15 protein-coding genes are annotated in these 21,032 nt (G+C 73.5%); 12 read left to right on the forward strand and 3 right to left on the reverse strand.

What is annotated here, in order from left to right; genetic code table 11:
- Nucleotides 1-103 precede the first annotated feature (103 nt).
- The 5 genes from HHX41_RS12540 (at nucleotide 104) to HHX41_RS12560 (ending at nucleotide 5,420) form a co-directional block, all read left to right on the forward strand.
- Nucleotides 104-958, forward strand: coding sequence for a class I SAM-dependent methyltransferase (locus tag HHX41_RS12540; protein WP_310741951.1), 855 nt, complete (start codon nucleotides 104-106; stop codon nucleotides 956-958).
- Nucleotides 955-1,881, forward strand: a complete 927-nt coding sequence (locus HHX41_RS12545) for a lysylphosphatidylglycerol synthase transmembrane domain-containing protein (RefSeq protein WP_182906083.1) — start codon at nucleotides 955-957, stop codon at nucleotides 1,879-1,881. The genes HHX41_RS12540 and HHX41_RS12545 overlap by 4 nt, the downstream gene beginning before the upstream one ends.
- Nucleotides 1,882-2,110: 229 nt before the next feature.
- Nucleotides 2,111-3,238: a glycosyltransferase family 1 protein gene (locus HHX41_RS12550; RefSeq protein WP_182906084.1), complete on the forward strand. Its 1,128-nt coding sequence runs from the start codon at nucleotides 2,111-2,113 to the stop codon at nucleotides 3,236-3,238.
- Between the two features lie 56 nt (nucleotides 3,239-3,294).
- Entirely contained in the window at nucleotides 3,295-4,398 is a 1,104-nt protein-coding gene (locus HHX41_RS12555) for an NDP-sugar synthase (protein ID WP_310741952.1), read from the forward strand.
- Between the two features lie 41 nt (nucleotides 4,399-4,439).
- The gene (locus tag HHX41_RS12560; protein WP_182906085.1) at nucleotides 4,440-5,420 is read left to right on the forward strand and encodes a DNA-3-methyladenine glycosylase; all 981 of its coding nucleotides are present in this window, start codon (nucleotides 4,440-4,442) and stop codon (nucleotides 5,418-5,420) included.
- On the opposite strand, the gene HHX41_RS12565 is transcribed toward HHX41_RS12560, so the two are convergent.
- A complete protein-coding gene (locus HHX41_RS12565) occupies nucleotides 5,405-5,818 on the reverse strand; it encodes a hypothetical protein (RefSeq protein WP_182906086.1) in 414 nt (137 codons plus the stop codon). The genes HHX41_RS12560 and HHX41_RS12565 overlap by 16 nt on opposite strands.
- Nucleotides 5,819-5,979: 161 nt before the next feature.
- On the opposite strand from HHX41_RS12565, the gene HHX41_RS12570 reads away from it, so the two are divergent.
- The 3 genes from HHX41_RS12570 (at nucleotide 5,980) to HHX41_RS12580 (ending at nucleotide 11,440) form a co-directional block, all read left to right on the forward strand.
- Nucleotides 5,980-8,613, forward strand: coding sequence for a bifunctional FO biosynthesis protein CofGH (locus HHX41_RS12570; RefSeq protein WP_182906087.1), 2,634 nt, complete (start codon nucleotides 5,980-5,982; stop codon nucleotides 8,611-8,613).
- Nucleotides 8,614-8,676: 63 nt separating this feature from the next.
- Nucleotides 8,677-9,483 carry a carboxypeptidase-like regulatory domain-containing protein gene (locus HHX41_RS12575; protein ID WP_182906088.1) on the forward strand — a complete coding sequence of 269 codons (807 nt, stop codon included), beginning with the start codon at nucleotides 8,677-8,679 and terminating at the stop codon, nucleotides 9,481-9,483.
- Between the two features lie 211 nt (nucleotides 9,484-9,694).
- Nucleotides 9,695-11,440: a substrate-binding and VWA domain-containing protein gene (locus HHX41_RS12580; protein WP_182906089.1), complete on the forward strand. Its 1,746-nt coding sequence runs from the start codon at nucleotides 9,695-9,697 to the stop codon at nucleotides 11,438-11,440.
- A gap of 22 nt (nucleotides 11,441-11,462) precedes the next feature.
- Here the strand turns inward: HHX41_RS12580 and HHX41_RS12585 are convergent, their stop codons facing one another.
- Nucleotides 11,463-12,851: a coenzyme F420-0:L-glutamate ligase gene (locus HHX41_RS12585; RefSeq protein ID WP_182906090.1), complete on the reverse strand. Its 1,389-nt coding sequence runs from the start codon at nucleotides 12,849-12,851 to the stop codon at nucleotides 11,463-11,465.
- A gap of 21 nt (nucleotides 12,852-12,872) precedes the next feature.
- Nucleotides 12,873-13,811 (reverse strand): 2-phospho-L-lactate transferase, encoded by a 939-nt coding sequence (gene cofD / locus HHX41_RS12590; protein WP_169986269.1) that lies wholly within the window; start codon nucleotides 13,809-13,811, stop codon nucleotides 12,873-12,875.
- A 171-nt stretch (nucleotides 13,812-13,982) separates the two neighbouring features.
- On the opposite strand from cofD, the gene HHX41_RS12595 reads away from it, so the two are divergent.
- The 4 genes from HHX41_RS12595 (at nucleotide 13,983) to HHX41_RS12610 (ending at nucleotide 21,009) form a co-directional block, all read left to right on the forward strand.
- A complete protein-coding gene (locus HHX41_RS12595) occupies nucleotides 13,983-16,094 on the forward strand; it encodes an MFS transporter (protein ID WP_182906091.1) in 2,112 nt (703 codons plus the stop codon).
- A 192-nt stretch (nucleotides 16,095-16,286) separates the two neighbouring features.
- Nucleotides 16,287-16,544: a WhiB family transcriptional regulator gene (locus HHX41_RS12600; protein ID WP_182906092.1), complete on the forward strand. Its 258-nt coding sequence runs from the start codon at nucleotides 16,287-16,289 to the stop codon at nucleotides 16,542-16,544.
- A 164-nt stretch (nucleotides 16,545-16,708) separates the two neighbouring features.
- The gene (locus HHX41_RS12605) at nucleotides 16,709-19,558 is read left to right on the forward strand and encodes a glycosyltransferase family 2 protein (protein WP_182906093.1); all 2,850 of its coding nucleotides are present in this window, start codon (nucleotides 16,709-16,711) and stop codon (nucleotides 19,556-19,558) included.
- Nucleotides 19,555-21,009, forward strand: a complete 1,455-nt coding sequence (locus tag HHX41_RS12610) for a DUF5719 family protein (RefSeq protein ID WP_182906094.1) — start codon at nucleotides 19,555-19,557, stop codon at nucleotides 21,007-21,009. Before HHX41_RS12605 ends, HHX41_RS12610 begins: the two co-directional genes overlap by 4 nt.
- Nucleotides 21,010-21,032 lie beyond the last annotated feature (23 nt).

Below are 21,032 nucleotides of genomic sequence, written 5' to 3' on the forward strand. Positions count from 1 at the left end.
GCGGGTTGTCCACAGGGTCGGCTGATCGCGAGGCGGGGGCGGGGCGGCCACGGGTACTGTTGGGCACCGTGGACGACAGGCAGGACGCGAGGGTGATCGACCGGTGAGCGGGGAACGCGCGGCCCAGCTGGAATACTCCGAGTTCCAGGCCGCGATGCTCGACGAGGACAAGCGCCGGCGTAAGGCCGCGAAGATCATCGCCGTGCTCGCGCACTTCCTGGGCAGGGACGCGGCCAAGCCCGGCGAGGTGCTGTCGGGGCTCACCGTCGGCGACGTCGGGTGCTCGGCCGGATTCATCGCCGACGAGCTGGCCGCCGCGGGCGCGCGCCACACGCTCGGGCTCGACATCGACGTCCCGGGCCTGCGCAAGGCGTCGGACCGCTTCGGCGGGCGGGTCGCGTTCGTCTGCGCCGACGGCTCCCGACTGCCCTTCCCGGACGGCTCGATCGACGTGTTGGTCTTCAACCACATCTACGAGCACGTGGTGGACCCCGACGCCGTGATCGCCGACATGCACCGGGTGCTGTCCGACGACGGCGTGCTCTACCTGGGCCTGGGCAACCGGCTCGGCGTCATGGAGCCGCACTACAAGCTGCCCTTCCTGTCCTACCTGCCGCGCGCCGCGGCCGACCGGTACGTGCGGGCGTTCGGCCGGGCCGACCACTACTACGAGCGTTTCCGCACCCGCCCGGGGCTGCGGCGGATGCTCGCGGACTTCCACGTGTGGGACTACACGTTCCCGGTGCTGGCCGCGCCCGAGCGGTTCGCCGGGGGCGAGCTGTTCCCCGGCGCGGTCGGCCGCGCCGCCAAGGCCACGCTGGAGCGGACCCCGCGCCCGGCCCTGCGGGCGCTGCTGCCGGTCGTCCCGACCTACCTGTGGGTCGCGACCAAGACGCCCCGCCGTCCCCTCGGCGCGCCGCTCCCGCAGCCGCCCGAGCCGGTCCGCACGTCCCGATGAGCCGCCGCAAACTTGTACGCGCGCTGTTCCTGCTCGTGGCCCTGGGGTTCGGCGTCTGGGCGGTGGCGAGCCAGTGGACCGCCGTGGCCGACGGGTTCACCCGGCTGTCGTGGGCGGAGCTCGCCGGCTCGCTGGTGGCGGTGCTCGGCGCGCTGGTCGCGGGGATGCTCATGTGGCGGGCGCTGCTGGCCGACCTGGGCTCCCCGCTGGCGTTCACCGACGCATCCAAGATCTTCTTCGTGGGCCAGCTCGGCAAGTACATCCCCGGGTCGGTGTGGCCGATGCTCGCGCAGATGGAGATGGGCCGCGACCACGGCATACCCCGGCCGCGCAGCGCGGCCGCCTTCTTCCTGACGTACCCGATCTACCTCGGCACCGGCCTGCTGGTGGCCGTCGTGACGCTGCCGGTGCTCGCCGGGCAGTCGGTCGCGAGATTCGCCTGGCTGCTGCTGCTCGTGCCCGTGGCCGTCGCCGCCCTGCATCCGAGGGTGGTCAACGGCGTCATCGCGTTCGGGCTGCGCAAGCTGCGCCGCCCGCCGCTCGAACGGCCCCTCACCCGGCGCGGCGTGCTCGTCGCGTGCGGCTGGGCCCTGGCGGGCTGGGCGGCGTACGGCGTGCACCTGGCGCTGATCGTGCACGGCCTCGGGGCGGGCGGGCCCTCGGCCGTGATCCTCAGCTTCGGCGCGTTCGCGCTCGCCTGGTGCCTGGGGTTCGTGTTCGTGATCGCCCCGGCAGGCGCCGGCGTGCGCGAGGTCGCGATGGTGGCCGCGCTCGCCCCGGTGCTCGACCGGCCCGCGGCGATCGCCGCCGCGCTGTGCTCCCGGCTCATCGTGTCCGTCGGCGACCTGGTGTGCGCCGGCGCCGCCGGTCTGGCCTCCCGCCGTGCGGTCCGTACGCGGAAGGAACCCGTAGTCCGGGCCTGAATCCGTGGACTCGGCGCGGAATGGGCATCCTGAGAGACGACCCTCATGTGATATCGCTCACGTTTCGGGGGACTCCGGAAATAGAGTGACAAGGAGGGGAGCGGGGGAAGGCGTCCGTTCGCGGCGTGGGCCCCCGGGCCCCTGCCGGAACACCGCCGGAACAACGGGACCACGTGGGCGGGGAGCGATCCTCCCGGCCGGCGCGGGCCCAAGGAGGGGAGCGATTCATTTGACACCCCGGGTGCTCGTCGACGCCGCCGCGGTCCCCGCCGACCGCGGCGCCCTGATCAGGTATGTCGATGGATTGGTCGCGGCCCTGCACGAGGCGGGCGCCGACGTCGCGCTGGTCTGCCAGCGAGCGGACGCCGAGCGGTACGCGGCGCTGGCCCCCTCGGCGCGGATCCTCTCCGGACCGCCCGCCATCACCAACCGGGACAAGCGGCTGGCCTGGGAACAGACCGGGCTGCCGATCCTGGCCCGGCACGCCGGCGCCCAGGTGATCCACGCCCCCTACTACTCGATCCCGCTGGGGTCGGGCCTGCCCACGGTGGCCACCGTCCACGACGTCACCTCGTTCACCGACCCCGACCAGCACGATCCCGTGCGGGCCTCGTTCTTCCGGTCGGCCACCCGCACCGCCGTACGCCACGCGAACCGCGTGATCGTGCCGTCGAAGGCCACCATGGACGAGCTGGTCCGGGTGCTGGACGCCGACCCCACGCGGATCGACGTCGCCTACCACGGGGTGGATCCCGCGCTGTTCCACCCCCCGGCGCCCGAGGACGTGCGCCGGGTGGCCGGACGCATCGGGCTGCACGGCCGGCCGTACGTCGCCTATCTGGGCGCCCTGGAGCCGCGCAAGAACGTGCCGAACCTGGTGACCGGCTTCGGCCGGGCGGTCGCGCACCTGTCCTCGCCGCCCGCGCTGGTGCTGGCCGGCGGCCCGGCCTGGGACGAGGAGGTCGACGCCGCCGTCGCCGCGCTGCCGCCCCGGGTGAAGGTCGTGCGTCCCGGCTACCTGCCCTTCGCCGACCTGCCGGGCTTCCTCGGCGGGGCGCTCGTGGTCGCGTCCCCCTCGCGGTGTGAGGGGTTCGGGCTGCCGGTGCTGGAGGCGATGGCCTGCGGGGCGCCCGTGCTGACCACCCACCGCACCTCGCTGCCGGAGGTCGGCGGCGACGCCGTGGCCTACACCGAGCCCGACGCCGACAGCATCGCGCGGGCGCTGCGCGCCCTCCTGGAGTCGCCGGCACGGCGCGCGTCGCTGGCCGCGGCAGGGGTCACGCGGTCAGGCGAGTTCACCTGGCGGCACTCGGCCGAGGCCCACCTCGTCGCGTACCAGCGAGCCGTAGAGGATTGAGCGCCACCTTTCGCGGCGAACCCCGCCGGAGGCGGCACTAGGCTACCCTCGCGGCTGTGAGGGAGAGTTCTGTGCGGTCGCCCGACGGTCTCGAGGCGATCCTTCTGGTGGGCGGCCAGGGCACGCGTCTGCGACCGCTGACGCTCAGCACGCCCAAGCCGCTGCTTCCGACGGCGGGGGTGCCCTTCCTCGCGCACCAGCTGGCCAAGGCGCGGGCGTACGGGGTGCGCCGGGTGGTCTTCGCGACGTCCTATCGGGCGTCGATGTTCACCGAGGCCTTCGGCGACGGCTCGGGCTTCGGCCTGGAGATCGTCTACATGACCGAGGACACCCCGCTCGGCACCGGTGGCGCGATCCGCAACGCCGCGCGGGCTCTGACCTGCCCGTCCGAGGCGCCGGTGCTCGTGCTGAACGGCGACATCCTGTCGGGTCACGACATCGCCGCCCAGGTGGACCTGCACGTCGCGCGGGGCGCCGCGGTGACCCTCCACCTCACGGAGGTGGACGACCCGTCGAGGTTCGGCTGCGTGCCGACCGACGGCGACGGCAGGGTCAGCGCCTTCCTGGAGAAGACGCCCAATCCCGTGACCAACCGGATCAACGCCGGCTGCTACGTGTTCCGGCGCTCGGTCATCGACACGATCCCCGAGGGCCAGGTCGTCTCCGTGGAGCGTGAAACTTTCCCCGGGTTGATCGCGGCCGGTGCGCTGGTGCTCGGCTTCGCCGACAGCTCGTACTGGCTGGACGTGGGCACGCCGGCGGCGTTCGTGCAGGGCTCGGCGGACTTGGTGCTGGGCAAGCTCGGCTCGCCCGCCCTGCCCGGCCCGGCGGGCGAGCGCCTCCTGCTGGACGGGGCGGTCGTGTCGCCCGAGGCCAAGGTCACCGGGGGTACGGTCGTCTGCGCCCGGGCCACGGTCGAGGCCGGGGCGAGCGTACGAGGAAGCGTGCTGTCCGAGGGCTGCCACGTCGCGTCCGGCGCGACCGTCGTCGACTCGGTCGTCGGCGCGGGCGCCCGCGTCGCGTCCGGTGCCGTGCTGCGGCAGGTCGTGGTCGGCGACGGCGCGCTGATCGGCCCCGGCAACGAGCTCACCTCCGGCATGCGCGTCTGGCCGGGGATCACCTTGCCGGAGTGCGCGGTCCGCTTCTCCAGCGACGTCTGACCGTGCGGCAGACTGGGCAGGTGGAGGCGAGCCGAGCACCTGTGTTACCCGCGCCCGGGGCTGCCCTCCGCGAGCGGTGCTGGCGGCCGTCCGCGCCGCTCGACGTCGTGCTGACGCTGTCCCCGCACCGGCGCGGCGGAGGCGATCCGGCCTGGCGGCGCACCCCGGACGGGGCGATCTGGCGCACCTCGCGCACGCCCGAAGGCCCGGGCACGCTGCGCGTGACGGCGAGCGGCGGCGAGGTCCGCGGGCAGGCGTGGGGGCCGGGGGCCGGCTGGCTGCTGGAGACGCTCCCGTCGCTGCTGGGCGCCGACGACGACGTGGCCGGCTTCGCCGCGATGCTCGCGCGGCTGACCCGCGCCGGCGATCCCCGGCACGCCCGGGCCGCCGCGTTCGTCGCGGGCCTGGCCGGCCGCGCCGCCGGGCTGCGGATCGGCCGCTCCCTGCGGGTGTTCGAGGCACTCGCGCCCGCCGTGCTGGAGCAGAAGGTGGTCGGCAGGGAGGCGTGGCGGGCCTGGCGGTTCCTCATGCGCCGCTACGGCGAGCCGGCCCCCGGCCCGGCGCCCGAGGGCATGTACGTGATCCCGCCGCCGCAGGTGTGGCAGGCGATCCCGTCGTGGGACTGGCACCGGGCGGGCGCGGAGGCCGTACGGGCGAGGACGATCGTCAACGCGGCCCGGCACGCCGGGAAGCTGGAGCGCACCACTACCACCACCGCGGAGGCGTCGGCGGAGGCGGACCGTCTGCTGCGGGCGCTGCCGGGGATCGGCGTGTGGACGTCCGCCGAGGTGCGCCAGCGGGCCCACGGCGACCCGGACGCCCCGAGTGTCGGCGACTTCCACCTGCCGGGCATCGTCGGCTACGCGCTGACCGGGCGCAAGGCCGACGACGACGGCATGCTCGAACTGCTCGAGCCGTTCCGGGGGCACCGCCACCGCGTGGTCAGGCTGATCGAGCTCAGCGGCGTCAGGCCGCCGGCGCGCGGCCCGCGCATGGCCCCTCGCGACTACCGGGCCTTCTGACCCCGTCCCGTGCGCCGGCCGCCGCCCTCCCGCGTCCGCAGGGCCTGGTTGATCCCGCAGTCGTCGAGCCCCTTCCTGCACTGGCCGCTGAGGGTGTTGGTGAAGACGGCGACGCTCGTCTCCTGCTGGAGGCCGGCGACCGCGAGACCGCTGTTGCCCGCGGAGGCGTTCACGTTGCGCCTGCCCCCGGACAGCTGGCGGACCGGACTGGTGATCGTGGGGGCGTTGGCCGTGTTGCGGCCGTCCGTGACCTGCTTGGCACGGCCCTTGCCGGACCCGTCTCCGTGCCCGGCGTACGGCACGGCCAGCGCCTGAGCCGGCGACAGCGACATCCCGACGACGAGGGTCGCGACGGCCAGCGGCCGGACCCCCGAGGCCAGACAAAACACGCCAATCACCCTGATTACTGCCATCGATTTCCCGCCGGTTCGTTGATTTCGCCCCGTCGTCATACCCTCCGGCCGCAAACTTCCCGGCAGCCACAGGCCATGACTCCTCCCGCACGGGTCGCCGGGGGCTGAGTGCGCCGGACGGACCCACGCCCCATAGGGTGCGGCGTATGACGGCGAAGCGACCCCCGAACGTCAGTTCCGACAGCGGCACCCGCCGGGCACTCGCACGGGCGCGGGACGGCAAGACGCTCGACCTCGCCGAGGCGGCGATCCTGCTGCGCGCCCGCGGCGACGACCTCGACGCGCTGCTCGCGCACGCCTCGCGGGTCAGGGACGCGGGCCTGGAGGCCGCCGGACGGCCCGGCGTCATCACCTACAGCCGCAAGGTGTTCATCCCGCTGACCCGGCTGTGCCGGGACAGATGCGGCTACTGCACGTTCGCCACCGCCCCGCACAAACTGCCGAGCGCCTTCCTGTCCCCGGACGAGGTGCTGGAGATCGCCCGCCAGGGTGCCGCGATGGGCTGCAAGGAGGCGCTGTTCACGCTCGGCGACCGTCCCGAGGACCGGTGGCACCAGGCGCGCGAGTGGCTCGACGCCCACGGGTACGACGACACGTTGTCGTACGTCCGGGCGATGGCGATCCGGGTGCTGGAGGAGACGGGGCTGCTGCCGCACCTCAACCCCGGCGTGCTGACCTGGAAGGACCTGCAGCGGCTCAAGCCCGTCGCGCCCTCGATGGGCATGATGCTGGAGACCACCTCACGGCGGCTGTTCACCGAGAAGGGCGAGGCCCACTACGGCTCTCCCGACAAGGACCCGGAGGTACGGCTGCGCGTGCTGGAGGACGCGGGCCGCTCCAGCGTGCCGTTCACGACGGGCCTGTTGATCGGCATCGGCGAGACGGTCGAGGAGCGCGCCGAGTCGATCTTCGCGATCCGCCGGGTCGCCAGGGAGTACGGCGGTGTCCAGGAGGTCATCGTGCAGAACTTCCGCGCCAAGCCGGACACGGCCATGCGCGGCATGCCCGACGCCGACCTGCGCGAACTGGCCGCGACGATCGCGGTGACACGGCTCGTGCTCGGCCCGAAGGTCCGCGTGCAGGCGCCGCCCAACCTGATCGGAGAGGAGTACGCGCTGATGCTGCGGGCGGGCATCGACGACTGGGGCGGGGTCTCCCCGCTCACGCCCGACCACGTCAACCCCGAGCGGCCGTGGCCGCAGATCGACGACCTCGCCACGCGGACCGCCGCCGCCGGGTTCACGCTGCGCGAGCGGCTCACGATCTATCCCGAGTACGTGCTCGCGGGGGAGCCGTGGCTCGACCCCCGGCTGCGTGAGCACGTCGCGGCGCTCGCCGACCCCGCCACCGGGCTCGCGCGGGAGGACGCGGTGCTCCTCGGCCGTCCCTGGCAGGAGCCCGACGGCGGCCTCGTCACCGGCGGCCGGGCCGACCTGCACACCGCCGTCGACACCGAGGGCCGCACGGGCGACCGCCGCGACGACTTCGACAGCGTGTACGGCGACTGGGACGCCCTGCGCGAGCGCCTGCCCAGCGGCGGACGGGACGGATCGGTCAGGGCGGACGTGCGGGAGGCGCTGCGGCAGGCCGAGGCGGACCCGGCGCGGCTGACCGACGAGCAGGCGCTGACGCTGCTCGACCTCGCCGGGGACCAGTCGGGGGCGGGGGCCGACGACGCCGGTCTGGACGAGCTGTGCCGGATCGCCGACGGGCTGCGCCGCGAGGCGGTGGGCGACGACGTCACCTACGTCGTCAACCGGAACATCAACTTCACCAACGTCTGCTACACCGGCTGCCGCTTCTGCGCGTTCGCCCAGCGGCGCACCGACGCCGACGCCTACACCCTGTCGCTGAGCGAGGTGGCCGACCGGGCGCAGGAGGGATGGGAGGCCGGGGCGACCGAGGTGTGCATGCAGGGCGGCATCCATCCCGACCTGCCCGGCACGGCCTACTTCGACATCGCCCGCGCGGTGAAGGAACGCTGCCCCGAGATCCACGTGCACGCGTTCTCGCCGATGGAGGTCGTCAACGGGGCCAGCCGTGCGAACCTGTCGGTCGAGGAGTGGCTGCACGCGGCGCGGGAGGCGGGGGTCGACTCGCTGCCCGGCACGGCCGCCGAGATCCTCGACGACGACGTCCGGTGGGTGCTGACCAAGGGCAAGCTGCCCGCCCGGGAGTGGATCGAGGTCATCACCACGGCCCATCGGGTCGGCATCCCGACGACCTCGACCATGATGTACGGCCACGTGGACACCCACGAGCACTGGGTGCGCCACATCCGGCTGATCCGGTCGATCCAGGAGGAGACGGGCGGGTTCAGCGAGTTCGTGCTGCTGCCGTTCGTCCACCACAGCGCCCCGATCTACCTTGCGGGGATCGCCCGGCCGGGGCCGACCTCGCGGGAGAACCGGGCCGTCCACGCGCTGGCGCGGATCATGCTGCACGGCGCGATCCGCAACATCCAGTGCTCCTGGGTCAAGCTGCGCGACGACCTGTGCCGGGACGTGCTCGCCGGAGGCGTGAACGACCTCGGCGGCACGCTCATGGAGGAGACGATCAGCCGGATGGCCGGCTCCGAGAACGGGTCCTACAAGACGATCAGCGAGATCGCGGCCATGGTCGCGCCGACCGGCCGCCCGCTGCGCCAGCGCACCACGTCGTACGGCCGGCCGAGCGAGGAGCGTGCCGAGGCCGCCCGCCGCAGTGACGGCGTGTGCGGATCCGTCCGCGGTGTGCGGTTCCTGGAGACGCCGCAGTTCGGGCGGCAGCCGACCGGGTAGCCCGGCCGCCGCCGCGCGGTTTTCCAAGCCGATTGCAAGATCGCGATCTTAACGTCGGTCGGCATGGAGAGACGGCTGGTGCTCGGTGTCCTGCTGATGACGGTTCTCGGCGGATGCGGGGTCCTGGAGGAGGGCGTGATGAGCGGCTCGGTGAGCGAGGGGCGGTCCGGGCGGGGCGTGGATCCCGGGGAGGCCGAACCCGGGGAGGTCGAACCCGGCGTGCTGAAGGGACGGGTGGTCGACGCGCAGGGCCGCCCGATCGAGGGGGCCGAGATCGTCGCCGACAACCAGGTGCTCTACGACAGCAACGAGGTCGTGCGCACCGGCGGCGACGGCCGCTACCGCGTCGCCACGAACATCGGGGTGACCTTCCACGCGTCGGCGACGATGACCAGGCGGTACAACGGCCGGGAGTACACCCTGAGCCTGGCGCCCGACGACGACGCGCCGTTCGCCGGGCCGAGCGGCGCGATCAGGAACTTCACCTGGAAGCTTTCGGGGGAGAAGCCCGACGGCCTCGGTTTCTACGGGGGCAAGGTGCTGTTCCGCGTCGACCTGAACGACCAGCTCGACGCGGGCACCTTCCTGGAGGACGAGAAGGTGCGGCTCACCCTCGTCCCGGACGGTCCGCTGATCGACGGCTCCGAGGGGAGCCGGATCGTGCGGACGGCCACCCGGAACGGGGACGGCTCGGGCCTGGAGGACGTGCCCATCGGCCGCTACCGGATCACGGCCGACTACGAGGGCCGCCCGCTCGGGGTGAAGCTCCGCGACGGCGGCGACTACGCGCAGGAGGTCGTCGCCGACTTCACTCCCGTCATGACCGGCGTCTACTGGATCGAGCTGGAGCTCGGGCTTCCCCGGGGATGACGGCGCCCGTCTAATTGGACGCCGTGTATATAACAAGTTCTACGTTGCTCTTGCGCTGGGCGCGGGGGTGATGGGCAGAATCGTGACATTCGGCAGCGCACGGTGACCGTTCCAGGAACAGGCGCGGCGCCGCGGAGCGCCGGCGACGAGAGCCCCACGAGAGCCCCACGAAAGCCCCACGAAAGCCACGAGAACTGGGGAGGATCCGCACGTGCCCTCCGGTCGTCACCGGGCCGCCTTCACGGCCGAGCGGCGCCGCAGGCGGGCCGGCTGGAAGGGCGCGGTCGCGGTCCTCACGGTCGCGGTGATCATCGCGGGCGGGGCCTATCTCTTCCTCACCCGGTCGGCAGGAACGTGTTCCGCCCGGGATCCGATCCTCGTGAGCGTCGCGGCGGCGCTGGACGTCGCGCCGCCGGTGATGGACGCGGCCGGGCGGTTCAACGCCTCGGGCGCGGAGGTGGAGGGGCGGTGCGTCCAGGTCCAGGTGGCCGAGCAGCCGCCCGCGCCGGTGCTCCGCACGCTGATCGGCGACCGGGCCGGCGTCCTGCCCGGCCGTCCCGACGGCTGGATCGCCGACTCCTCGGTGTGGGTGCGGCTGGCCCGCAAGCAGGGCGGGCAGGACATCGCCGCCGACGAGACCGTCGTCGCGACCTCCCCGCTGGTCTTCGCCACGCGCCGCTCGCTCGCCGAGCGGTTCGCCGCCGGGGGGACGGCCATGAGCTGGGACATGGTCTTCCCCGCCACGGTGCGGGGACGGCTCCGGCCCACCGAGCACGAGCCGGACATCGTGCGCATCCCCGATCCGTCGGTGTCGGGGGCGGGGATCGCGACCGTCGCGGCGGCCCGCGACATCGTGGGCACGGGCGAGAAGGCGGACCGCGACCTCACGGCGTTCGTGCGGATGGCGCAGTCGGGATCGGCCCCCGACTACCGCAGCATGCTCGGCGCGGTGGACGCGCCGGGTTTCTGGTCGCGGCCCGTGGTGATCGTCCCCGAGCAGTCGGTGTGGGCGCACAACCGCGAGGGCCACGCCGAGCCCGTGGTCGCCCTCCAGCCCAAGGAAGGCACGATCGACCTCGACTACCCGTACGTCGTGACGGCCGCGGATCCCGACCGGGCGGCCGCCTCGCGGCTGTTCGCGGAGTGGCTGCGGTCGGCGGCCACGCAGGAGGCCGTACGGCGGGCCGGGTTCCGCGGCGCCGACGGGCAGCCGCCGTTCCCGGCGGGCGACGACATTCCGACCGTGCAGCCCCGCTCGCGCCCGTCGATCACCGCGGAGGTCATCGACGAGGCGCTGGAAGCGTGGAGCAGGCTGGCTCCGCCGAGCCGGATCCTGGTGCTGGCGGACGTGTCGAAGGAGAACGCCGAGCCGATCAGGGCGGGCGGTGAGACCCGGCTGGACGTCGCGGTCGAGGCCGCCAAGCTCGGCCTGCAGCTGTTCCCGAACGAGACCCACATGGGCCTGTGGGAGTTCGCCCGCGACATCAAGGGCGGCGCGGACCACCGTGAGCTGATCGGCCTCGGCCCGATCACCGAGCCCGACGGCGGCCAGGAGGAGATCCGCAGGACGGCCCTGTTCCGGGTGGCCGACGGAATCAAGGCCCTCGGCGACCGGAGCGGCGCGCTGTACGACGCGATCGACGCGGGCTTCCGCTCGGTGTCGGAGGGCTACGACCCGCTGATGAGCAACGCCCTGCTGGTGCTCACCGCGGGCGTGGACGACGGGAAGGGCGTGTCGCGGCGCGAGCTCGTCGACAGGCTCCGCGAGGAGTGGGACCCGGACAGGCCGGTGCAGATCATCGTGGTCGCGTTCGGCAAGGCGGCCGACCGGGCGGCGCTCGGCGAGATCGTCTCGGCCACCAACGGCCAGCTCTACGTCGCCCAGGAGCCGGGCCAGATCATCGACGTGTTCCTGTCGGCGCTGGCCCGGCGGCTGTGCCACCCCACGTGCACCTAGCACATGCACCTGGAAGGGACGGTCACCTGGTGACGTAGAAGTCGGCCGGGTCGCGCGGCGGCCGGTCCCTCGGCGGCGCGGCGGGATGGCCGATGGCCACGGCGCCCATGGGGTCCCAGTTCTGCGGCAGGCCGAGCACCTTGCGCACCACGTCGCGGCAGAACATCGTGGACGACACCCACGCCGAGCCCAGCCCCTGCACGGCGAGCTGGACCAGGAAGTTCTGCACGCCGGCGCCGGTGGCGACCACGAACATCTCGCGCTCCGCGGCGTTCCTGCGCTCGTCGCGGTAGGTGTGCGAGCCGTCCATGACCAGGCACGGCACCGCCAGGTAGGGCGCGTTCCTGAGCACGTCGCCGCGCCGGATCCGCCGGGCGATCGACTCCTCGGAGAAGCCGTCGGAGCGCAGGTCCTCGATCCAGGCGTCCCGCATCGCGTCGAGCAGTTCCGTGCGCGCTCCCGGGGTCTCGAGCAGCACGAACCGCCAGGGCGTGGTGTGGTGCGGGGCGGGCGCCGCGATGGCGGCCGCCACGGCCCGCCGTACGGCGGCCGGATCGACCTCGCGGGCGGAGAACTCGCGGATCGTGCGGCGGGCGAAGACGACGTCGGCCGAGCCGAACCGGAACATGTCCTCGTCGGCGGGGCGGACGAGCACCCGCCCGCCCGGGCCGTCCTCGTCCGTCACCAGGCCGCCCAGCCCGCGCACGACGGCCACCGGGACGCCGGACAGCTTGCCCTTCGCCAGGTCGCCCGCCGCCGCGATCTCGTCGGCCAGCGCCGTGACGGTGGCGTTGAGCGGATTCCCGTAGGGGTCGACGCCGCCGCGCAGGTCCTCCAGCGGCCGTACGCCGGCGGCGCCGATGGCGACGTCCGTCAGGCCGTGCCGCCAGGGCCGGCCGAAGGTGTCGGAGACGATCACTCCGACGCGCACGCCGAGCCGCTCGCGCAGCCCCCGGCGGATGCGGCCCGCCGAGGCGTCCGGGTCCTCGGGGAGCAGCAGCACGGTGCCGGGGGAGGTGTTCGAGGCGTCGACGCCGGCCGCGGCCATCACGAAGCCGTGCCGCGTCTGCGCGATGACCGTGTCCCCGCGCCGCGCGACCACGCGCGCGGTCTCCTCCTCGATCGCGGCCGTACGGCTGTCGCGCTGTGCTGTCCCGCTGCCGCGCTGTGTTGTGCCGCTATCGCTCTGTGTTGTGCCGCTATCGCTCTGTGTTGTGCCGCTGTCGTGCTGTGTTGTGCCGCTGTCGCTATGGCGGACGCGGCCCTCGGCCTTGCTCACGATCTTGGAGGTGACGACCAGGATGTCGCCGTCCTCCAGATCGGGCGCGGCCCGCGCCACGAGCAGGGCGATGTCGTCGCCGGGCCGCACCTCGGGCAGGCCGGGCACGCCGCTGACGGTGATCTGGGGCATGTGCTCCTCTGACATCTGGATTCAGGACCTGAGTGACTGGGCCAGGGCGAGGGCCGCGGCGGCGATGTCCCTCGTGGCCTCGGGGCCGCTCATCAGGAGCGGGCGGGCCTCCACCGCCACGCCGTCGAGCGCGACGCCCTTGTCCTCCTCGGCCACGAGCCAGCCGTCGAGCAGGGCGGAGCCGTACAGCTCCAGCACGGCCTGGGCGCTCGTCTCCACGCCGATGGCCGTCAGGCAGGCGTCGGCCATGCCGCGCACCGGGGCGCCGCCGATGATGGGGGAGACGCCGACGACGGTCTTGGTCTCCAGGGCCGCCCGGATGCCCGGGATCTGGAGGATCGTCCCGATGCTGACGACCGGGTTCGACGGCGGGAGGATCACGACGTCGGCCGCCGCGATGGCGTCGAGCACGCCGGGCGCGGGCCGGGCCTCGTCCGCGCCGACGAGCACGATCTGCTCGGCCGGCACGGAGGCGCGCAGCCGCACCCACCACTCCTGGAAGTGGATCGCCCTTCTGCCGGCCTCGTCGGAGACGACCACGTGGGTCTCGGTGCGGTCGTCCGACATCGGCAGCAGCCGCACCCCGGGCCGCCACCGGTCGCACAGGGCCTCGGTCACCTGCGAGAGCGGATAACCGGCCGCCAGCATCTGGGAGCGGACGATGTGGGTGGCGAAGTCCCGGTCGCCGAGGCCGAACCACTGCGGTTCCATGCCGTACGCGGCGAGCTCCTCCTTCACCGTGAACGTTTCATCTGCCCGTCCCCAGCCCTGTTCCTCGTTGATGCCGCCGCCCAGCGTGTACATGACCGTGTCGAGGTCAGGGCACACGCGCAGGCCGAAGAGGGTGATGTCGTCGCCGGTGTTGCCGATCACGGTGATGTCGGAATCGGGGGCCGCCGCCTTGAGACCTCGGAGGAACCGGGCGCCGCCGATTCCTCCGGCGAGGGACACGATGCGCATGCCGTCAGTCTTCCATCGGCCGCACGCGGCATCGCCGACACCCACCCCGGGAGCGGTACGAACAGCCATATGTAGGGTGTGTTCGGCTTGTGAGGTTGTTGGGTCTGCCGACGCTTAAGTCAGGCATGTGCGAAACTTCCCCGAGTGCCGTTTGGACCGATGGGGGTAGTCGTGCTCAAGGTCGATACCGGCCGGCTCCGCGAGCCGGCCGCGTGGATGATGCTCGCGGTGGTGATCACCGGCATCCTCGTGAGCATCGCGCGCTTGCTGATCGGCTCCTCGCCGAGCAGCACCTTCGGTGTCCGCGCGGCGATGAGCCTGCACTCCCTCGTGTCCCCGCTCTCGACCGCGCTCGCGGCCGGCGCCGTCCTGCTCGTCGCCAAGGCCGGCGCGCCCACCCCCCGGGCCCGCCTGGTGTCGCTCGGCGCGGCCGGGTCGCTCGGTCTCGGCGTCGTCTTCGGCGTGATCGGCATGCTCGGCGTGCTCGTGGGTGACCTGCTCACGTTCCGCGACCGGTTCGAATACCTGATCACCGGACTGCCGATGATCGCGCTCGCCGTCTTCGGCGCGCTGTTCGCGTCGAGCACGGCCGCGGCGCTGCAGTCCGCCGCGGAACCGGCGGGCGACTACTTCGGCAGGCGCGAGGACGCCCACCCGCCGCTGTCGTACGCTCCGGCGCTGCCGCAGGGCCCCCAGGGCCCCCAGGGCCCCCAGGGCCCCCACGGCCACCAGGGCCACCAGGGCCACCACGGCCCCCAGGGCCAGCAGGCCCCGCAGGGGTACGGCGAGGCCCCCGGAGCGGGCGCGCCGCCTCACGCCCCCACCGTCGGCGCGATGCCGGTCCAGCAGGGACCCGGCCAGCAGGGTCCCGGCCAGCAGGGTCCCGGCCAGCAGGGTCCCGCCCAGCAGCAGTTCGGGCACCCCGCTCCGGGCGATCCGCAGAACGGCCCGCTGCCCGGGCAGAACGGCCCCCAGGGCGCGCCGCACATCGCCTCTCACGCCGCTCCCTCTCACGCCGCTCCCTCGCACGCCGCCGCCCCCGGCGGCCAGCAGGGCGGCCCGGGGCAGGGCCACCAGAACGGCCACCAGAACGGCGCTCAGACCCCGCCGCAGAACCTTCCGCACCCCGGCCAGTACGACGTCCTCCACCAGGGCCAGCCACAGAACCAGCCGCAGAGTCACCCGCAGAACCAGCCGCAGGGGACCGCGTACGGGCAGAGCGAGCCCGCCCAGCCCCAGCTGCCGCCCGCCGAGCACCGGTACGCCGAGCCCCAGCAGTACGCGGAGCAGTACCCCCAGGAGCAGTACGGGCAGGAGCAGTACGGGCAGGAGCGGGGCCAGGGCGCCTTCGGCCAGGAGCGGCCCCAGGACGTCTACGGCCAGGAACACGAGCCGCAGCACTCCTACACCCCCGCCCCGACCGCCCCGCAGCCCCCGCCGTTCGGGCAGCCCGGCGCCCCCGTCCATGGGCAGGGTCAGGCGCAGCAGCCCCGGCCGTCGCTGCAGGATGTCCAGACCGGCGCCCACTACGCCGACTACGGTGCCCAGGGTTACCAGCAGGAGCGGCCGCCGACCGGCGCGTACGGCACGCAGCCCGAGGCGCCGGCGCCCCAGCGCTCCGACTACTCCCCGCCGCAGGGCCCGGTGTTCGACCAGTACGGCTACGCGGGACAGCAGACGGAATCCGGCTCGTTCGGGCAGTTCCCTGCCGTTTCCGCCGGCGCGTCCAACGCCGGGTACGACCAGCCCTCCTACGACCAGCCCTCCTACGACTCCCCCAAGCAGGACCAGCCGTACGGGCAGGGGTCGCCGTTCTCCGGATACTCCGGCCAGGCGTTCGCCCGGCAGGCCGGAGAGCACGCCGCCACGGGCCCGGCCTTCGACGCTCCCCCCGCGTACGAGGGCCCGGCCGACCCGAGGGAGCAGCAGCTCGCGCAGGCCTACCAGCAGGCGCAGAGCTACCAGAAGATCGCCCTGCCGGATCACCCCACCGGTCCGCAGGACCTGCCGGAGTACTACGACAACCCGCTCGGCCACCCCCAGTCCGAGCCCGCGCCGTTCCAGCCGCCGGCGGCCGGCCCCACCGAGCAGACCGTCCGCTTCGACCCCTCCGCCTTCCACGGAGACCCCCTCAGCGACCCGCTGCGCAGGGAGGAGCCGCTCGACCCCACGGCGATCTACACGCCGGACCGGTCGCAGGCAAAGTATGAGGAAGGTTCCGCCCCCGATCAGGCAGGCCGCGGAACCGACCCCAACCTCCCTTGGTATGGTTCCGAACGCTGATAGGACCGTAGATCGGGGCATACGAACCGGGGCGAGCAGGTCTTTCCCCGGGTATCGTTATGCCGCTTGACGCCACACGCGCCACGCGCGTGTAATTACAGACATGTTGTTACGCCTTCCCGAGGGTGGGTATAGGGCAGGCGTTTTTATGGGGGGCTCCATGTGGGCGGGCGAGCGACAGGGAGGTGTGCAATGACCGATCTGGTCATGGCACAGGCGCTCGATGGTGAAGATCTGGGGTGGCAGGAGCGCGCTTTGTGTGCGCAGACCGACCCTGAAGCGTTCTTTCCTGAAAAGGGCGGTTCCACCAGGGAAGCCAAGAGGGTGTGCCGTTCGTGTGAGGTGCGCGCCGAGTGCCTTGAATACGCGCTTCAGCATGATGAGCGTTTCGGCATCTGGGGCGGCCTGTCCGAGCGGGAAAGGCGCAAGATCAAGCGCCAGGCCGTCTGACGACGACGTCGGCGGGGTCGCGCGCTCGGCGTGCGGCCCCGTACGCGTGTCCGGGGCATGTCCGGGATGCTGCTGACATCCTGTTTCGCCTGGATGTGATCGGGTGAGTCCGGGTTGCCGTATCGTGGTCGGCGCTCAGCCGTACGACCCCCCTAGGACTCGACGTGCACTCGGTGACCGCGATCGTCGTCGCCCACGACGGCGCCCGCTGGCTCAAGGAGACGCTGGCGGCGGTGCTGCGCCAGACCCGGCCTCTCGACCGTGTCGTCGGCGTCGACAACGGCAGCCGTGACGGCAGCGGGAAGCTGCTGACCGAGGCGTTCGGGACGGGCAACGTGCTGACCCTGCCCCGGTCCACCGGGTTCGGCGAGGCCGTCCACGAGGTGCTGCGGCGGCTGCCGCCCGCGCCGGGCCAGGAGTGGGTCTGGCTGCTCCACGACGACTGCGCGCCCGACGCGAACGCGCTGCAGGCCCTGTTGTGGGCGGCGGAGCAGGATCCCAAGGCCGCCATCCTCGGCCCCAAGCTGCGCGACTGGCTCGACCGGCGGGTGCTGCTGGAGATGGGCGTGACCGTCAGCAGGTCGGGGCGGCGCGACACCGGCCTGGAGCCGAGGGAGTACGACCAGGGGCAGCACGACGGCATCGCCGACGTCCTGTCGGTCTCCACGGCGGGCATGCTGATCCGCAGGGACGTCTGGGACGAGCTGAACGGCCTCGACACCGCGCTGCCGCTCTTCCGCGACGACCTCGACCTGTGCTGGCGGGCCCGTACGGCCGGGCACCGCGTGCTCAACGTGAGCGACGCGGTGGCCTGGCACGCCGAGGCGGCGGCGCGGCGGCGGCGCAGGATCGCCACCAGCGACGAGCATCCCCGCAGGCTCGGCCGGCGCAACGGCCTGTTCGTCCTCATGGCGAACCTGCCGTTCGGCGCGTTCGTGCGGTCCGTGCTGCGCAACGTCGTCGCGTCGACGCTGCGGGCCCTGCTGTTCCTGCTGGCCAAGCAGCCGGCCAACGCCCTCGACGAACTGGCCGCGCTCGGCTCGGTCATCGGCCGTCCGTTGCGCCTGCGGCGGGCCCGCAAGGCCCGCAGGAAGGGCAGGAAGCAGAGCTGGCCCGCGATCCGGCGCAAGCTCACCCCGCCGGGCGCCGCGCTGCGGCGGCTGGCCGACATGGTGCAGGGCTTCCTCGCCGGAGCCGGCCCGGTCGACTCGGCGGGCCGTCACCACGCGGCCGCGGACCGCGCCCAGGAGGACGACGGCGACGAGCTGCTGACCGACTCCGGCGGAGTCCAGCGCGTGTTCGGCAGCCCCGTTGTGATGCTCGGCCTGATCCTGGCCGCGATCACGCTGGCGGCCGAAAGGACGCTGTTGTCCGGGCTCCTGTCCGGAGGACACCTGGGAGGCGGGGCCCTGGTGCCCGTCACCGGCGGCGCGTCCGACCTGTGGCGGCTCTACGTCGAAGACCACCACGGCACCGGGCTCGGCTCGCAGACCTGGGCCCCGCCGTACGTCGCCGTGCTCGCCGGGCTGTCGGCGGTCGCGCTGGGCAAGGTGTGGCTGGCCGTCGGCGTGGTGCTGCTCGGCTGCGTGCCGCTGGCCGGGATCTCGGCGTACGCGGCGACCAAGCGGATGATCCCGTACACGCCCGCGCGGGTATGGCTGGCCGTCACCTACGCCCTGCTGCCGGTCGCGACCGGCGCGGTGGCGGGCGGGCGGCTGGGCACCGCGATCGTGATCGTGCTGCTGCCCGTCTACGCGGCGCTCGCCACGCGCGTGATCGCCGGGTCGCGGCGGGCGGCCTGGGGCTTCGGCCTGCTCCTGACCGTGGGCACGGCCTTCGTCCCGCTCGTGTACGTGCTCGTGGCGATCCTCGGCGGGCTCGCCGCGGTGTCGTTCGGCGGCATCCGCAGAGGCGTCAGGCGGTCGCTCGTGATCGGCCTCGGCACCCCGGTCGTCCTGCTGTTCCCGTGGCTGGTCCAGGTCGCGAGGGAACCGGGACGCATCCTGCTCGAGTCCGGCCTGCACGACGAGCGTCTCACGGGCCTCCGCCTCGGCGCCGAGTCCCTGCTCATGCTGAGTCCCGGCGGGCCGGGGGTGCCGCCCGTGTGGGCGACGGCGGGCCTGGGCGCGGTCGCGCTGGCCGCCCTGCTGCTGCGGCGCCACCAGATGATCGTCGCGATCGGCTGGGGCGTCATGCTCTTCGGGCTGCTGGTGGCGATCGTGGTCAGCCGGATCGACGACACGGCGTGGCCGGGGGTGCCGCTGGCGTTCGCGGCGACGGGCCTGCTGGTGGCCGCGGGGCATCAGGCGCACAGGATCGCCGAGTTCCGTGCCGGGGGCGGGCTGCGCCGTCTCGGCGCGATGCTCATCGTCGTGGTCGCCTTCGCGACCCCGCTCGCCGCCGCCACGCTGTGGGTGACGAAGGGCGCGGACGGCCCGCTGCGCGGCGACCTTAGCGACCCGGTGCCGGTGCTCGCCGCGCTCCAGTCGGCGCCCGGCGAGGGCACGCTCCTGCTGCGTTCCAGGGACGAAAGGGTCGGCTACACGCTGCTGCGCGGCCGGGGGCCGCTGATCGGCGAGTCCGACCTCGAACCGCCCCGGGAGGCGAGCGCCCGTCTCGCGACCGCGGTCGCCGGGCTCGCCTCGGGCCGGGGCAGCACGTACGTCCAGACGCTCGCGTCGTTCGGAGTGCGCTTCGTGACGGTGCCCGGCTCCGTCGACCCGGCCCTGCGACGGGCGCTCGACTCGCAGCCCGCCCTGATCAGGGTGAGCCTCTCGGAGACGGGCGGCCTGTGGCGCGTGGCGGGTCAGGTGACGGTGCCCCCGCCGCCCGCGACGGCGGGCGCGCTGCACCGGGGCTGGCTGTGGGCCCAGGGCACGCTGCTCGTGCTCGTGCTGGTCCTGGCCTCGCCCGGGGCCCGGACGAGAGAGCCGGAGGGCGACTACGCCGACGTGCCCGTCGAGGAAGGGCCACGGGGCCGCCGCCGGGCGAAGGAAGATCGGGTGCCCGCGTGAGGAGACTGATCGAGAACCGCTTCGGCCTGCTCGCCCTGGTGCTGGTCGCACTGGGCGCGTTGTACGGCGTGGCCTACGTCAGCCGGCCCGCGCCGGTCGCGCAGGCGCGCCCGCAGGCCGTAAAGGCGCCGGTGGAGTCGGTGACCGCCGTGTGCCCGGCGCCGTCCGGCAGCCGGGTGAGCGTGGTGACGCCGGCGGACCCCGAGCGTCCCCAGACCCCCGGGAGCGCCACCCTCTCGGCGATCAAAGCGCCGGGCAAGAACGGCGGCGGCAAGGACGACGTGATCGACCGGGTCGGCCTGCTGTGGCAGCGTGACGTCGCCGCCGGGGGCGGCCCTCTCGTGGTGGACGCCGATGGTTCGATGGCCGCCGGACTGGAGAGCGCCCAGACCGCACGGGAGACGTCGGGAACCCAGCGTGGGCTCGCCGGGGTGCGCTGCGTCGAACCGGGGGCCGAGAGCTGGTTCGTCGGGCCGGGGCCGGCCGCGGCGGAGATGACCCTCTACCTCGCCAACCCCGACTCCGCCCCGGCCAACGTCTCGTTCATGGTCTACTCCGGGGAAGGCCCGGTGCTGAGCGAGCGGGGCAACGGCGTCGTCGTCAAGCCCGGCGAGCACCGCGTGATCAGGCTGCGCGACCTCGCGCCCTCTCCGCTGATCATGGCCCTGCAGGTGAGCACGAGCAGCGGCCGGGTGGCCGCCGCGGTGAAGGCCGTGCTGGGCGAGGGCAGGGGCGTCGACTGGCTGCCCGTCGCCGCGGCCCCCGCCACCCGGGTCGTCGTCCCGGGCGTCCCCGGCACCGCCGGGCAGCGGGAGCTGTACGTCGCCGCGCCGGGGGAGCGGGATACGGTCGTGCGGATCAGGGCCGTGCTCGAGGACGGCTCCTACGCGCTGAAGAACAAGGAGACGCTCGAGGTGCCGGCCGGCTCGGCGTCCTCGCTCGACCTGTCCACCGGCATCGGCGGACAGCCGGCCGCACTGGTGCTGGAGTCCGACGTCCCGATCGTGGCAGGCCTGAAGATCACCGGAACGGGAGCCAGGCAGGACGTCGCCTTCACGGCCGGCGCCGCCTCCGTCGACCTCGGCAGCGTCGTCGCGGACGGCCGGGCCCAAGGCAAGCAGACCTCATGGCTGGTGCTCTCGGCGCCGTTCGCGGCGGCCACCGTGGAGGTGCGGCTGCTGCCCGCGAAGGGCGAGGCGCCGGCCCCGATCGAGGTGACGCTGCCCGCCGCCCGCACCAAGGAGCTGAGGCTCACACCCCCCAAGGGCAGCAAGGGCGGCTTCAGCGTTCTCGTACGGCCGAAGCCCGGCTCGGGGCCGGTGTACGGCGGGCGCGTCCTCGACGAGGCGGCCAAGGACGGCCAGATGGTGACCGCGCAGCCGCTGGCCATGGCCAGGATCTGGGCGCTGGTGCCCCCGACCGTCGACTCACCGGGCGTGGTGCTTCCCTAACGACTCACTGCCGCGCAGCGCCG

This window comes from Microbispora sp. H13382 (assembly GCF_014161445.1).
Taxonomy (GTDB): Bacteria; Actinomycetota; Actinomycetes; order Streptosporangiales; family Streptosporangiaceae; genus Microbispora.